The sequence below is a fragment of the Clostridium beijerinckii genome (genome assembly GCA_003129525.1).
Taxonomy (GTDB): domain Bacteria; phylum Bacillota; class Clostridia; order Clostridiales; family Clostridiaceae; genus Clostridium; species Clostridium beijerinckii_D.
The window spans coordinates 1,428,796-1,444,427 of record CP029329.1; the positions used below are offsets into that span (position 1 = coordinate 1,428,796).

Genomic DNA, 15,632 nt, shown 5'->3' on the forward strand with positions numbered 1-15,632 from the left:
GTGAATCTAAATCACAATAAATTATTTAATCACATATAATAAAAATAAATAATAGCTGGTAGGAAATTTCATGGAGAATAATAAAGAGATACTCAAAATTAAAAGCTATGTTGAGGAATATTATCAATTAAAAATAGATAATATAGAAAAGGTGAAAAATAGTTATAAAATTATTACTAAACATGGGGGATATTGTTTAAAAGTAATTAGATATCAATTCTCTCATTTTTATTTTATTTTGTGTGCAATGAAACATCTACAAAGAAATGGATTCAGTAATATTCCTAAGTTTATTATTAATAAAGAAAAAAAAGAATATGGGAGTATAGACGGAAAATATGTTTATTTAACTAAATGGATTCCATCAAGGACAAGTAATTACAATAATCCTATAGAATTGGCTATGGTATCAAGTGAACTTGCAAAGTTACATCAATGTAGTAAAGGTTTCACTTTAGAAAAAATAATGAAACCCAGGATTGGTTGGTTTTCTTGGATTGATGTATTTGAAACAAGAAAAAATGAAATACTTGATTTTAAAAATAGAATAAATCAAAAAGCAAATAAATCTAACTTCGACTTATTGTATTTAGAAAATATTGAACAGGAAGTAAAAAGAGCTGAGAAAAGTATATTAGGTCTTCAAAAAAATAATTATGTAAAGATTATGGAAAGAGAAGTTTTTAAAAGAGGTTTTTGTCATCATGATTATGCCCACCATAATATTTTAATAGATAATAATAAAAACATTAATATTATAGATTTTGATTATTGCATATTAGATTCTCATCTTCATGATGTATGTTCTTTATTAATAAGAAATATGAAAGATGGCAAATGGGAACCGAAAAAATCGGATTTAATATTAGATGCTTATAGGACAAATATGGAAATTAAACAAGATGAAATCCCTATAATAAGAGAATTTATAAGATTTCCTCAAGCTTTTTGGCAAACAGGACTACAAGTATATTGGGAACAGCAAACCTGGGGAGAAGATTTTTTTCTTAATAAGTTAGAAAAATATGTAGATGATTGTGAGTTCAGAGAAGAGTTTATTGATAGTTATTTTAATGGAGGAAATTAATATGGATAAATCGTGTGTTAATGAATATTTAAATATAAGGGAAATAACTATTATTGGACAGTATTTTAGTTATGATAGAAATACGGATAAGAAAGATATTATTTCTCAAATTAATTTAATAGTGGAGCTTCATAAAATTCTAATTGGTTGTAATTTTAATGGAATGAGTAGAATTAAAAGTACAATAGGTAAGGAAGTTGAAGATTATAAAGTTCAAATAAAGAAATTGCAAAAACATTATGACTATGTAGCTAATGAACATTGTCCAAATGAGGTGGATAAATTAATATTATCAAATGGTAAAACTATGCTAAACCAAGCTAAAGAAGCATTAGACTATATTTATGGACATGATTATTTTGGTGTTATAAAGCGTAGTATGAATAGAGAAGAGATTTGTATTGGCAAAGTTGATAGAAATAACTTGAGAAAAAATGAAGGGAAAATTGAAATAGGTACAATCAAAGGAATGACATATAATTTAGTAGAAGAAGATTTATATAATTATATTAAGAAATTGCAAAGAAAGCAATTTGATATAGATAAAGAGGAGTTAATAAAATTATTTGTACATGGGTCTCATTTATCATTTAATAGTTTTGATTATTTAAGAGGATTGTGCAGTTATCCAAGAGATTTTTTGAAAATATGGGAGAGATATAGAGATAGCAAAAAAGAAAATACTAATCAAATAGATAATGAGTTAGATATGCTTAATATAAAATACAAATATAACAAGATGAAGAAGGATAATGATGAAATATTATTAGAATTAAAAAGAAGCTTAAAATATGAAAGCAAAGGTTTTATCATATAGGTATCTTTCAAAAGTTAGTTTTCAATGGAACTAAAGCTTAGTAATTTTTTATTAGGAGGAAAAACATGAATAAAACTAGGTATTCAGAAAAAAATTATTTGTGTCATTATGATTTGAGTTTGAAATTTTTTAATGAGCTTGGAATAAAAGTGAATGATATTGTTCCACTTAGAAAAGTATTTGTAATATGTACAGATGAAGGAAATAAAATTTTGAAAAGAGTAAATTATGACGCAGATAGAATAAATTTAATAAGTGATTCTTTGGATTATGTGAAAAAAAGTTATAATAATATAATAACATATAACAAATTTGAGGATAATTTGAATTATAAGAAGTGGAAAGATGATATTTATATTGTTATGGATATTTTAGATGGAAGAGAAGTATCATTTTCAAATCCAGTGGAAATTAATCTTTGTGCAGAAAGTATAGCTTTAATGCACAAAGCATCTAATGGTTTGAGGGCATATTTAAAAAACAAATATAATAAGGATTTTTTAGATATATCTCTAAAAGATAAGTTTCAAAAAGCATATGATGAATTAATTTGGATGAAAAATCTAGTTAATAGTTATAAATATAAAAATGAGTTTGATGAATTATTCATTGAAAATGTGGATAAATATTTATTTGAGATTCAAGAGGTGCAAAAGGAGCTTGAAAAAAGTAAGTATGATGATTTAAGACAAGCAGGAGATACAATTTATCTTTGCCATAATGATTTAGCTTACCATAATTTCTTAATTAAAAATAATGAGATAAGTATAATAGATTTTGACTTTATGACTTTAGATTTAAGAATAATGGATATCGGGGATTTTATTTTAAAATCTATAAAAAACGTAGCTTTTGATATAGATAAAATGTTAGGTTGCATTGATGGATATGAAAATATTTCAATTTTAAAGCAAGAAGAAAAAGAATTATTATATATTCTTATAAAATTCCCAAAAGACTTTCACACTATTTCTAGGGATTACTATTATAAGAGAAAACAATGGGATTATGAAGTTTATTTAAATAGGTTTAAGGCAAAATTAAATAATGAAGAATTTAGATATGAATTTTTAAAAGTATATGAGAACAAATTTATCATATAAAGTTACAGGTAGTCCATTTGGACTACCTGTTTTTGATATTCATTTAACCACTTCATATGCTTTAAGATTTTAAAATAGATTCATAAGCAGATATTGTATTAAGAGCTGTTTTGTTCCAAGAAAAATCTTTACTACGGGTTAGACTCTTTTTAACCATTGTTAGTCTTAGCAAGCTGTTGCTTAATACTCTTTCTATATCGTAAGATAGTGAATCTATATCATTAGGGTCTATGAAAAGCGCAGATCCATAACACACTTCAGGTAACGACGTAACATTAGAAGCTATTACAGGAGTTCCACAAGCCATAGCTTCTATAGGTGGTAATCCAAAGCCTTCGTAAAAAGAAGGATAGACTAGGACTTCTGTAGCATTATAAAATAATGGCATATCTTCAATTGGAACAAAATCTGTAAAAATAACGTTATTAGAGACCTGTAGTTCCTCAGCTCTGCTTTTATATTTATAATAAGAAGGACCTTTTCTTCCTGTGATAACTAATTTGAAAGTCTCTCTTAACTTCGTTGGAAGATTTGAATATGCTTCAATTAAACCTAAAATGTTTTTTCTTGGACTAAATCCACCAACATAAAGTATGAAATCTTCTCGGATGCCATATTTTTTTGTGATTAAATCTTTGGATTTGCATTTACTCATAGGTTTATAAATATCTTCAGCAGCAAGTGGGGTTACGTAAATATTTTCAGAAGGAAAATTAAATTCTTTAGCAATGTCATTTTTAGAAAAGTTAGAGACAGTAATTATTCCATCACAATTATTTATAATTTTAGGCAATTCATCATTAAATATTTTAAGGTATCTATCACTAACAGTTTCAGGCATTCTTAAAGGAATTATATCATGTAGTGTAATAACTTTTTTACATTTGATATTTTCTGACAGTCCAACTCCATTTTGTGGCACGTGGTAAAGTTCTATATCAGTATTATTTAATATATTAGGAACATTTACATCATCCCAAAAACTATTAGAAGATGCTGATTCAACAAGTTCTGTTTTAAAGTTCCCTTTCAAATTATTTATAGAGTTGCATTGTGGCATGAAAATTAAATAGTCATTATTATAATCAGCCTTATTAAGACTAAGAATTAATTGATTAGTATATGTGCCTATTCCAGTACCTTGATACCACTTTGCAGCTCTACCATCTATTCCTATTTTCATTATTAAACCCTTTCATAGTAGTTATATTAATGTATTATATTAAAAGAATATAAAAAATGTTAATAAAAGAAGTAATCTCCTCATATAAATATACAGGAGGTGAGAACTATGATGAGAGAATTTGAAATTGAAAGACAATTTAACCTTAAGATAGAAAAAATTAAAGCTAATAAAGGTGTTTACTATCTTAAAACAGATAAGGGTGAAAGGTGTTTAAAGAAAATAAATTATGGGCCTCAAAAATTATTGTTTGTATATGGTGCTAAAGAGCACTTAAGAAAAAATGGTTTCAATAATTTAGACAAATACTATTTAAACATAAATGGAGAACCTTATGCATTAGTTAATGAAGATCTATACACTTTGTCAGAATGGTTAGAAGGACGGGAATGTGACTTTCATAATATAGATGAAGTAAAGATAGCAGCGAAGACTTTAGCTAATCTTCATGAAGCATCTAAAGGATATGATCCGCCAGAAAATTCTAAGCTTAAAAGTGACCTAGGAAGATGGCCTCATTTAATTGAGAAGAGAATTAAATCATTAGATAAAATGAGAGATATGGTAAGGAAAAAAAGTATAAAAAGTGATTTTGATTTGCTATATTTAAAATCCATGGAATTTTATAAAGAAATTGGGAATAAGGCTTTATCAACTTTAAAAGAATCAGATTATTACGAGTTATGCATGTTTGCAGAAAATGAAAAGAGCTTTTGTCATCATGATTTTACTTATCACAATATAATTTTAGGTGATAATATGGACATACATGTTATTGATTTTGATTATTGTAAAAGAGAAGTTAGAACCTTTGATATAAGCAATTTCATGATAAAAGTTTTAAAGAGAGTTGAATGGAATTTAGAATTTGCTATTGCTATTATAGAGTCATATAATTCAGTCTCTGAATTAAAACCTGAGGAATATAAAGTACTGTATGCTTATCTTCAATTTCCGCAAAGATATTGGAGACTCGCTAATAGATATTATTACAATGAAGTAAATTGGGCACAAAATACATTTGCAAGTAAATTAGAATCTATAATAAATGAACAAGACAAGTATTTAGATTTCTTAGACAGATTTAAGAATGAATATAAGATTTAATGAGTATAATTTAGAAGCAAGAAGAGCTGCTTGAAAATAATTAAAAGATTATTTTTAGGCAGCTCTTTGCTGTATATAAAGAATTAAGAAGAAACCTTTTATAATTTTTACCATATTATAAGGTGTAGAATAATGTGGATAGGTGAAATCAATGCGAATTGGAGATATAGTTGTAAGGAAGTCTTATGAGAAAGATATTACTTTTAAAATAATTGATATTAAAGAAAAGGATGGAAAAGAAAATATTATTTTAAAGGGAATTAATATAAGGATAATAGCAGATGCATACGCAGAAGACCTTGATATGGCTGAAGAAGATAGTGGTTCTCAAGATAGAATTTTAAATACAAGAGTTAATGAAGCTATAAAAAAAGTTATGGTACTACGAGGTGATCTTAGAGATAAAGTTGAAAAGGCTCCAAAGATAAAAGCAAAAAATGAATTGGTATTTGGTAGGCCTGGGAAAATACTTCATGTAGATGGAGATAGTGAATACATGGAAACTTGTTTGAAGGTGTATAAGCAATTATCATTGGATGCAGTTGGTAGAGCAATACCAGAAAGAGACCAACCTAATGTTATAGTGGATTTAGTCAAAGAAATAAAACCAGATATAGTAGTGTTAACAGGACACGATAGTGTAGTTAAAGATCCAAAGGATTATTTGAACTTAGATAATTACAGGAATTCAAGATATTATTTAGAATCAGTTAAAAATTTAAGAAATTATAATTCAAGCTATGATGAATTAGTAATATTTGCAGGTGCATGTCAAAGCTGTTATGAAATGATATTAGATGTAGGTGCTAACTTTGCATCATCGCCTAATAGAGTTTTAATCCATTGTTTAGATCCGGTTTTTGTATGTGAAAAGATTGCTTACACTAGAATAGACAAGGTAGTTTCAATTACTGATGTAATAGAAAATACAATAACAGGAATAAAGGGTGTTGGAGGATTACAGACTAGGGGAAAGTATAGAGAAGGATACCCTAAGTCTTCTTATATTTAATATGAGAAGCCTGAGAAGGCAAATATTTTTATATGGTAATATTCTAAAACATAAATATTCTGAAGAATATTACCATATATATGGTTCAAAGCATGTGAAAAATACGGGTTATGAGGGAAGTAGATTAAATAAAAGCCAATTAAGTTAATTATGTTACGAAATATTTAAACATAATGGATACTTTAGATAAAACTATTATTGAGAAAAATATTGATGGGTAACCGTTGGTAATTTTCTTAATAATACTTTTTCATTTAATTCAAGAATATAAAATTAATCTTTGACAAAAATAAAAACACAGGATATAATTATTTTAACAAATTTAATTGAGCAAAATTAAGTTTGGAGAAACCAAAATACGAAACAGATATAAAATTAAGAGGAGAGAATAAGAATGATATATGATTATATGGTAAAAGATGCAAAGGGAAATACAGTATCAATGGAGGAATATAAGGGGAAAGTACTTTTAGTTGTTAATACAGCTACAGGGTGTGGGTTTACTCCTCAATATGAAGGGCTCCAAAAAATATATGATAAATATAAAGATAGTGGATTTGAAATATTAGATTTTCCATCTAATCAATTCTTTGAACAAGCACCTGGAAGTAATGAAGAAATCGTGAATTTTTGTAAGTTAACATATGGAACAACTTTTAAGACTTTTGGGAAAATTGATGTAAACGGAGAAAATAGTGATCCTCTATATGCTTTATTGAAAAAAGAAGCTCCTTCTGCAATTGAAGATGAATCAGCAAAGGGATTATATAACTTACTATCAGATAAGGGATTCAATACAAGTGGAGATGATATTAAATGGAATTTTACAAAATTCCTTGTATCGAAGGAAGGAAAAGTAGTAGCTAGATTTGCACCAACTTTTGAACCTGAAAAAATAGAAGATAAAATTATAGAATTACTTAATGAAAAATAAAAATGAAGTTATTTGAAGTAGTCCATTTGGACTACTTTTTTGTATGTTGAGATTATAAAGTTCTGCTTGGAGTAATTTTATTAGTAAAAGCACTCAGGGTGTATGATGCCCAGGTCATTTTTAGAAATTGAAAGCAAAAAAAGTTTATAAAAATATAGTGAACATCTTAGCTGATAAAGATAGAATAACACTTATACTTCGTATCACGTCCAGAAAACACACCATAAAAGGAAGCTAAGAGAGTTTCAAGTGAATCTCAAGAAGCGCTCACAGCCGTAATAGGATCACTAATTGAGGTGACTGTGATGATAGGACTAGCAAATGTAGCATTGTAATTGGAGCATTTATAGAAGCTCCTATGATATAGCTTGTTAAGATTGTAAGAAATACTAGGGGTAGTGCTCTAAGAACTAAGAAATTATTAATAAATAATAGGATAATATTCAAGCTTATGAAGTTTAACAAAATAAAATTAATGTTAATTGGAATAATAATTAGAAAAATACAGATAATAAGATGAAATACCTTGAAAAAATATACATTTGGAAAAATGTTTACATTGACAAGATAGGGACATAAATGATAAAATAAATGTTTTGCTTGACAGATTTAACAATTTGAGATATAATTGAGTGAGAAAGAGGGTGTTTATATGGAAAAGGTTAAAACTATTGCTTCCATTAAAAATGACATAGAGAGACACGTAGGTCAAAAGGTCACTTTAAAAGCTAATGGTGGAAGGAAAAAGATTTTAGTTAATGATGGCATCATTGAAAGTGTATACCCAAGTATTTTTGTTATCAGATTAAAAAATGACACCCAAAGGACTGTGACATATAGCTATTCAGATGTATTGACAAAGACTGTACAATTGGTATTTCCAACTATAATATAAACTTCGATTTAATCGAAGTTTTTTTAGTTATTAAATAATAATATATTATCATTATAATTTAATATTTAAATGAATATTGAAAATTTCAAATGAATTTAGGTTTACGATGATTTTTAGAAAATCTCAAGATTTTTACTAATAACTTAGCATTCAGAATTGTAGAATGAAATGGGACAAGAAAATTTAATTATCTACATTGTTATAAATAAAAAAAAGAAAGATGGTGGGTTTCCATCTTTCAACTATGGTATAAAAGGGTATTGAGAATTTATGAGAGGTTATATGGTCAATAACCAATTACTATAATACGACAAAAAATAGTGTATGTCAATAAGAAAAAGTGAAAAAAGTTAAAATAATGATATTATAAGGCGAATTTAATAGGATTTTTGCTGAAAATTAATATTAGAATAGAAATATATCTATCATAAAATTCCATATATAAGTATATATATGATTAGTAGGAATTTTATGGAGGTATGAAATATGGCACATATAGATATTATAAAAGAAAATGTACAATTTGAACAATTACTTAGAGATAGCAATTCTAATACAGTATTAAAAGAAGAATATCTAATCCCAGATACTCATCCTGATGTACAAGAAATATTAACTGTTGAAGCTAGACCGCTGATAATTAACAAAGAGATAATTGGTGATAAAATAGTATTAGAAGGAAAAGTTGAATATACAGTAATATATTTGGCTAGAGAAGATGGACTTGTTGCAAATTCAGTTAACTACAATCAAAACTTTACAAATAATATTGATTTAAATCAAGGAGAAGATAAAGTTATTTGTGAGGCACAATGTAATGTTGAACATATTGAAGCTAATATAATGAATGAAAGGAAAATATCAATTCAAGGAATAATTACCATAGATTGGGAACTTTACAAGAGTAATGATTTTGAATTTGTAAAAGACATTGAAGGTAGTGACGAGGTAGAAGTCTTAAAGAAGACAGAAACAATAAATAAAATCAGTGCTAATGAAGATGTTGAACTGATGGGGAAATGTATTATTAGAGTTGGAATGGACAAACCGCAAATAAATAAAATTTTAAAATGTTCATTGCAATTGCATAAAAAAGAAGTAAAAATAGCGGATGATAAAATTTATCTTGGTTGTTACTGTAAATTAAATGTTTTATATAAGGGAGATGACTCTAAAGACATAATTCCTTTAGAAGAAGATATTTATTTATCGAAAGAGGAAGAAGTTAAAGGTGTTACATCAGATATGATTCCAACAGTTTGTTATGAAATATCAAATAATGATTTAATGTTAGAAGAAGATGATTTAGGTGAAGTAAGAATTATAAATGATGAATTTATAGTTAAAGCAAATGTTAAAGTATTCTCAAAAGAAAATATAGATATGATTAAAGATGCATATTCTAATAAATGCTTAATTGGGCTCAGAAAAGATGAACATGAAGTTGGTATTCTTCATGGAGCAAACAATTCTGAATCAATTGTTAAGTATAATATTCAACTAAAAGAGAAGGATTTTAAACCTGAACATATTATATCTGCTAATGCAGCCATAATATTAACTGATAAGCAAGTTATGAAAGACAGAGTCACTATAGAGGGGATTATTAAAGCAGATGTGTTATATAAAACAACTGATGATGAAAAATACTTAGCAAATGTTAAAGCTGAAATACCATTCTCAGCTATGATTGATATTTTTGGTGCTGATGAAAATATGAAATCTATAGTTAAAGCAAATTTGGAAAGTATAGATGCATCAATAGAAGGAAATAGTATAGCAATTAAAACAACTATAATATTATCCGGAAAGGTTTTGTATGAAATGAATAAAGAGTTCATTTCGGATATAGTTGAAGAAGAGGGAGATATGCCAGAAAAAAAGGCAAGTATAACTATTTATGTTGTAGGAACTGGGGACACTTTATGGGATTTAGCTAAAAAGTATAATACAACAGTTTACGATTTAACTAAAATAAATAAGGTTGAAGATTCAGAACATATTGAAGACGGACAAAAATTAATAATTCCAGGAAGAGCAATTTTTTAGGAACGTATATAAAGTTTGCATTTAATGAGATACCTCGAAATGATTTTAAATTGTTTTGAGGATCTCTTTTTTTATGCGATTTTTTTTTTGAATAATTATTTAATATGGTGGAAAGAATATTTAATACATGATATGAGGTGATAATATTTGAAAGATATTTTAAGTGGTAATTTAATAATAATAGGAGGAGCTGAAGACAAGGAAGGCAAAAAAGAAATTTTAAAGAGAGTATGTAATTCAATTGACAAAGATAAAGATATATTATTAATTGCAACCATTGCGACTGAATATCCTAAAGAAGCAGCGACTAAGTATAAAGAAGTTTTTGGATCACTTAAAGTGAAAAATATAAAAGTATTAGATATTAGCGAGCGAACTGATGCATTTGAAGAATCAAATGTTGAACTGATAAAAGAAGCATCACTAATATTTTTTACTGGTGGAGATCAATTAAGAATAACAAGTTTGATTGGTGGAACTTCAATTTATAATGCTTTAAAAGAAGCATGTGATAAAGGTGCCTTTATTGTAGGAACTTCTGCGGGAGCATCCGTAATGAGTGATACGATGATAGTTCAAGGAAAAGATGATGAATCACCAAGAAAATGTACATTAAAAATGTCTCCAGGATTAGGTCTAATTAAAGATGTTATAATTGATCAACATTTTGCTCAAAGAGGAAGGATTGGAAGATTATTAACAGGAATTGCACAAAATCCAGAAATTTTAGGAATAGGAATAGATGAAAATACTGGAATAGTAGTTAATAAATCTGGAGTAATAGAAGTAATAGGAGAAGGCGCAGTTTATTTTATTGATGGAAGCGCAATAACATACACCAATGTTTCAGAATTACGTTCAGAGGATATTTTAAGTATGCATAATGTGAAATTGCATATATTAACTGATGGAAATAAATTTAATCTTATAAAAAAGTCACCTTTTGAGGAGGAAAGATTTAATCATGAAGATAATACAAAAGAGAATATATGAAGGTCAAAATATTTATTCTCATAAAAAGTGCATAAAAATTGATGTTGATTTAGAAGGATATTGCGAGATACCTAGTAAAGAAATACCTAATTTTAATTTCAATCTTGTTAATATGATACCTGAATTAAAAAAACATAGATGTGGGATTGACGAAGAAGGAGGTTTTGTAAAAAGACTTCAAGAAGGAACTTATTTAGCACATATTTGTGAACATATAATGATAGCAATACAAAATAATTTAGGAATAGATGTTTCTTATGGAAAGGCAAGAGAAGTTTCAGGTGATAGATACTATATTATTGCACAATATGAATATAAAAATACTGTGAGTGAGGTAGCTAATGTAGCTGTTGATTTAATAGATTCTTTAATTAAACAACTTCCTATAAATTTTAAAGGAAGAATAGATATAATAAAAGGTATATTACAAAATGAAAAAATGGGTTGTACTACAAAAGCAATTTGTGATGCAGCAAAAGAATATAGTCTTCCAGTTATGCAACTTGGAGATAGTGATATATACCAAATAGGGTATGGGAAAATGAGTAGAGTTATAGAAGCTTCTATAGGAAATAAAACTAAATGCGTAGGTGTAGACATTTCTTGCGATAAGCTTTTAACAAAACAATTACTTCAAAATCAAAATATACCTGTAGCAGAAGGAAATAAGGTATTTAACATAATTGGTTTATTACAGGAAGCAGAAAGAATAGGATATCCAGTGGTACTAAAACCTCAATATGGAAGCAAGGGTAAAGGGGTAATACTAAATATAAAAAATCAAAAACAATTAGTTGAATCATATATTAATTTACGAAAAAATCAAAATGACATTATTATTGAAAAATATTTTCAAGGGCAAGATTATCGAGTTTGCGTAGTAAATTATAAAGTAGTAGCAGTATCTTTAAGGCTTGCGCCCTTTGTTATTGGTAATGGAACAGATAGCTTGAAAAAACTAATTGATATTCTTAATGAAGATCCATTAAGAGGAGATGATCATGAAAAGGCATTAACAAAAATAAAAATTGACTCAGAACTAACTGAAAGCCTTTCAAAACGGAAATTGAATTTAGATTATATACCACAAAAGGACGAACAAATATCATTAAGAGAAAATGCAAATATTTCAACTGGTGGTATTGCAATAGATTGTACAGACGAAATCTGCGAAGAAAATATAGATTGTTGTATAGATGCAGCTAAAACTTTGGGATTAGATATATGTGGAATTGATATTTGTACAAAAGATATAAAAAATCCTATTAAAGAAAGTAATGGAATTATAATGGAGATAAATGCTGCACCTGGAATAAGGATGCATCATTATCCTTCAAAGGGTAAAAAGCGTAATGTGGGAAAAGCAATACTTGAAATGCTCTATGATGAAAAGCCTGAAAATATACCTGTAGTATCTATTACTGGAACTAATGGGAAAACCACTACCACAAGATTAATAAGTCATGTACTAAAAAAGATGGGAAATACCGTAGGTATGACATGTACTGATGGTATATATTTAAATGATAAGTGTATACATAAAGGCGATGACTCAGGGTTTAATAGTGCAAAGACAATACTAATGAATAAAGATGTAGATGTGGCTGTATTAGAAACTGCTAGAGGTGGACTAATAAAAAAAGGTCTAGCATATGATTTTGCAGATGTAGCAATTATAACAAATATAACTAATGATCATTTAGGGTTAGATGGAATTAATTCTATTGAAGAGTTAAGCTTCACAAAGGCATTAGTTGGAGAAGCTGTAAAAAAAGATGGGTTTGTAGTTATAAATGCTGACGATGAATATAGTAAAACGGTAATTAATAGATTTGAAGCTGAAAAGATTTATTTTTCAAAATCTAAAGAAAATCAACTGATACAAGAAAATATTGCTAATGGTAAAATAGCAATATTTATTGAGAATAATATGATTTGTGTAATTAATAAAAATAAAAAATATGAAATTATTTCAACTAAAAAATTACCTATATCTTACGACGGAAAATTAGAATACAATATTGAAAATGCAATGGCGGCATGCGGAGGGTTAATAGGTTTAAAAGTTGATTATTGCATGATTACAAAAGGCTTTTTGGATTTTAAGTTAAATAACGAATATAATAATGGAAGATTTAATATATACAATTATTGTGACAGAAAAATTATTTTGGATTATGCTCATAATATTGAAGGGTATAAGGCAGTAATATCTTCACTAAAAAAGATAAAAGGGAAAAATGGCTTAATTGGTGTAATTGGTATACCTGGAGATAGAAAAAATGATGTGGGATATGAAATTGGAGAAATATGTGCAAATAATTTAGATAAAATAGTGATAAAAGAAGATAAAGACAGACGTGGCAGAAAAATTGGAGAAATTGCAGGATTGTTAGAAAAAGCTATATTAAAGATTAACAAAAATGCAAACTTAAAGATATGCTTAGATGAAGTAGAGGCATTAAAATATGCTATAGATATAAGTAATAAAGATGATATAATTGTAGTATTTTATGAAAAATTAGATTTACTTTTAGATTTCATAAAAGAAGAGCAAATAAATAAAACTGATACTATGAATGCAAATTATAAAACTGTATAGAAGTAAAATTAAGAATTTATGAAGAAAATAAAATTAGTTCATATTGAATTTAATATTAATTCCAACATTGAGAATAGCAAATATATTTTTTGTAGAAACTTAACTTAAATTAGACAAGATTTTTTACCTATGATAAAATATTGTTAAAATGCAAGGAAAGGATATACGAAAATGAAGATTAAGGCTTATGCAAAAATAAATATTGCCTTAGATGTTGTAGGAAAAAGATATGATGGATATCATTTGTTAAGAATGATAATGCAAACTATAGATTTATATGACACAATTGAAATTGAGAAAATCAATTTTGGCATAAAGTTAAATTGTAATAAACATTATGTTCCTACAGATGAAAGGAATTTAGCATATAAAGCAGCAAAGTTATTTAAGGAAACTTATTCTATTGATGATGGAGTTGATATTAAATTAATTAAAAACATACCAGTTTCAGCTGGATTAGCTGGTGGAAGTACTGATGCTGCTGGTGTTCTGAAACTTATGAACAAAATATTCAACGTAAATGCAGATGATGATGAATTAAAAGCTTTGGGATTAAAGTTAGGAGCAGATGTACCATATTGTATAAGTGGCGGTACAGCATTATGTGAAGGCATTGGAGAACAAATTACCCAATTGAAACAATTTAAAGATAAGATTTTAGTTTTAATAAAACCACCTTTTGGAGTATCAACTAAAGAGGTTTATAAAAATTTTGATTTATCAAAAGTGATTTTTCATCCAAGAATAGATGAATTAATAAAAAGAATGGAAAATGATGATATTCACTTTGTAGCAAATAATATGAAGAATTTATTGGAAAATGTAACTTTGAAAAAACATAGGGTTATTACAAATATTAAAGAAGAAGTCAAAGCAAATGGTGCTATTGGCACAATGATGAGTGGCAGTGGGCCTACTGTTTTTGCTTTTTTTGACGATATGCTAAAAGCTCAAATATGCTATGATAATATGAAGATAAAATATAAAGATGTATTTATAACAAGAACAATTTAATTTGAAGTAAATGCATAAAAAACCTCCAAGTGGTAATAATTCAACTACAAGGGGGTTTGTTTATGAAAAAATGTTTGAAAGTGAAAAAAATATTTTCTATAGTGTTGATATGTGTTAGCATAAATATATTCCAAGGATGTACAAGCATCCAAGAGCATGTTAGTAAAAGTATTGGAAGTAATTTAAGTGAATTAGGAAAAAATACTGAGAATGAAGATAAAATTAGAAATCTTAATTATGATGATGTGAAAGATTCATTAATAAGATTTCACGTTATTGCAAATAGCGATAATGAAGAGGACCAGAATTTAAAGTTAAAGGTTAAAAATAAAGTTATAGATTATTTATATCCTTATTTAAATGATTCACAATCGTTAGATGAATCCAGGCAAATCATAAAAGATAGGATGCAAGAAGTTAAAAAACTTGCAGAAGAAGTAATTAAGGATAATAATTATAAATATGGAATACAAGTTGAACTATCTAGGGAAAACTTTCCGGATAAGTCTTATGGGAATATAACTTTACCACAAGGTAATTATGAAGCATTTAGAATAATCATAGGAGATGGACAAGGTAAGAATTGGTGGTGTGTAATGTTTCCACCATTATGTTTTGTGGATGAATCTAAGGCAGAAGTAGAGTATGATAAAACAGAAGAAAAAATAAATTCAACAAAAAACAACTCAAATTTAGAAATGAAATTAAATTCTGATGAAAATAAATTAGAGAAATTAGATATACAAAATGATAAGAATGATAAACAAAATAACAAAAATAATATACAAATAAAATTTAAAATAGTGGAAATATTAAAGAGTATATTTAACTAGGAG

13 protein-coding genes are annotated in these 15,632 nt (G+C 27.2%); 12 read left to right on the forward strand and 1 reads right to left on the reverse strand.

Features of this window, described 5'->3' with window-relative positions:
* Positions 1-70: 70 nt before the first annotated feature.
* The 3 genes from DIC82_06230 to DIC82_06240 all read left to right on the forward strand — a co-directional run bounded on the left by DIC82_06230 (position 71) and on the right by DIC82_06240 (position 3,007).
* Positions 71-1,087 carry a CotS family spore coat protein gene (locus DIC82_06230; protein AWK50638.1) on the forward strand — a complete coding sequence of 339 codons (1,017 nt, stop codon included), beginning with the start codon at positions 71-73 and terminating at the stop codon, positions 1,085-1,087.
* On the forward strand, positions 1,074-1,904 hold the full coding sequence (locus DIC82_06235) for a spore coat protein (protein ID AWK53039.1): 831 nt from the start codon (positions 1,074-1,076) through the stop codon (positions 1,902-1,904). The genes DIC82_06230 and DIC82_06235 overlap by 14 nt, the downstream gene beginning before the upstream one ends.
* A 65-nt stretch (positions 1,905-1,969) precedes the next feature.
* Positions 1,970-3,007, forward strand: coding sequence for a CotS family spore coat protein (locus tag DIC82_06240; GenBank protein ID AWK50639.1), 1,038 nt, complete (start codon positions 1,970-1,972; stop codon positions 3,005-3,007).
* Between the two features lie 61 nt (positions 3,008-3,068).
* Here DIC82_06240 and DIC82_06245 read toward each other — a convergent pair whose 3' ends face one another.
* Complete coding sequence (locus tag DIC82_06245) at positions 3,069-4,190, reverse strand: glycosyltransferase family 1 protein (GenBank protein ID AWK50640.1); 1,122 nt, start codon at positions 4,188-4,190, stop codon at positions 3,069-3,071.
* A gap of 108 nt (positions 4,191-4,298) precedes the next feature.
* Here DIC82_06245 and DIC82_06250 point away from each other — a divergent pair, with 108 nt between their 5' ends.
* The 9 genes from DIC82_06250 (at position 4,299) to spoIIR (ending at position 15,629) form a co-directional block, all read left to right on the forward strand.
* Positions 4,299-5,297, forward strand: coding sequence for a CotS family spore coat protein (locus DIC82_06250; protein AWK50641.1), 999 nt, complete (start codon positions 4,299-4,301; stop codon positions 5,295-5,297).
* Positions 5,298-5,448: 151 nt separating this feature from the next.
* Complete coding sequence (yabG, locus tag DIC82_06255) at positions 5,449-6,309, forward strand: sporulation peptidase YabG (GenBank protein ID AWK50642.1); 861 nt, start codon at positions 5,449-5,451, stop codon at positions 6,307-6,309.
* Between the two features lie 394 nt (positions 6,310-6,703).
* Positions 6,704-7,243, forward strand: a complete 540-nt coding sequence (locus tag DIC82_06260) for a glutathione peroxidase (protein AWK50643.1) — start codon at positions 6,704-6,706, stop codon at positions 7,241-7,243.
* A 652-nt stretch (positions 7,244-7,895) separates the two neighbouring features.
* Positions 7,896-8,138, forward strand: a complete 243-nt coding sequence (locus DIC82_06265) for a hypothetical protein (GenBank protein ID AWK50644.1) — start codon at positions 7,896-7,898, stop codon at positions 8,136-8,138.
* A 486-nt stretch (positions 8,139-8,624) separates the two neighbouring features.
* Positions 8,625-10,187 (forward strand): peptidoglycan-binding protein, encoded by a 1,563-nt coding sequence (locus DIC82_06270; protein ID AWK50645.1) that lies wholly within the window; start codon positions 8,625-8,627, stop codon positions 10,185-10,187.
* 147 nt (positions 10,188-10,334) lie between these two features.
* Positions 10,335-11,180, forward strand: coding sequence for a cyanophycinase (locus tag DIC82_06275; protein ID AWK50646.1), 846 nt, complete (start codon positions 10,335-10,337; stop codon positions 11,178-11,180).
* The gene (gene cphA, locus DIC82_06280; GenBank protein AWK50647.1) at positions 11,152-13,782 is read left to right on the forward strand and encodes a cyanophycin synthetase; all 2,631 of its coding nucleotides are present in this window, start codon (positions 11,152-11,154) and stop codon (positions 13,780-13,782) included. Before DIC82_06275 ends, cphA begins: the two co-directional genes overlap by 29 nt.
* A 171-nt stretch (positions 13,783-13,953) precedes the next feature.
* A complete protein-coding gene (locus tag DIC82_06285) occupies positions 13,954-14,796 on the forward strand; it encodes a 4-(cytidine 5'-diphospho)-2-C-methyl-D-erythritol kinase (GenBank protein ID AWK50648.1) in 843 nt (280 codons plus the stop codon).
* A gap of 62 nt (positions 14,797-14,858) precedes the next feature.
* The gene (spoIIR, locus tag DIC82_06290) at positions 14,859-15,629 is read left to right on the forward strand and encodes a stage II sporulation protein R (GenBank protein ID AWK50649.1); all 771 of its coding nucleotides are present in this window, start codon (positions 14,859-14,861) and stop codon (positions 15,627-15,629) included.
* Positions 15,630-15,632: the final 3 nt, after the last annotated feature.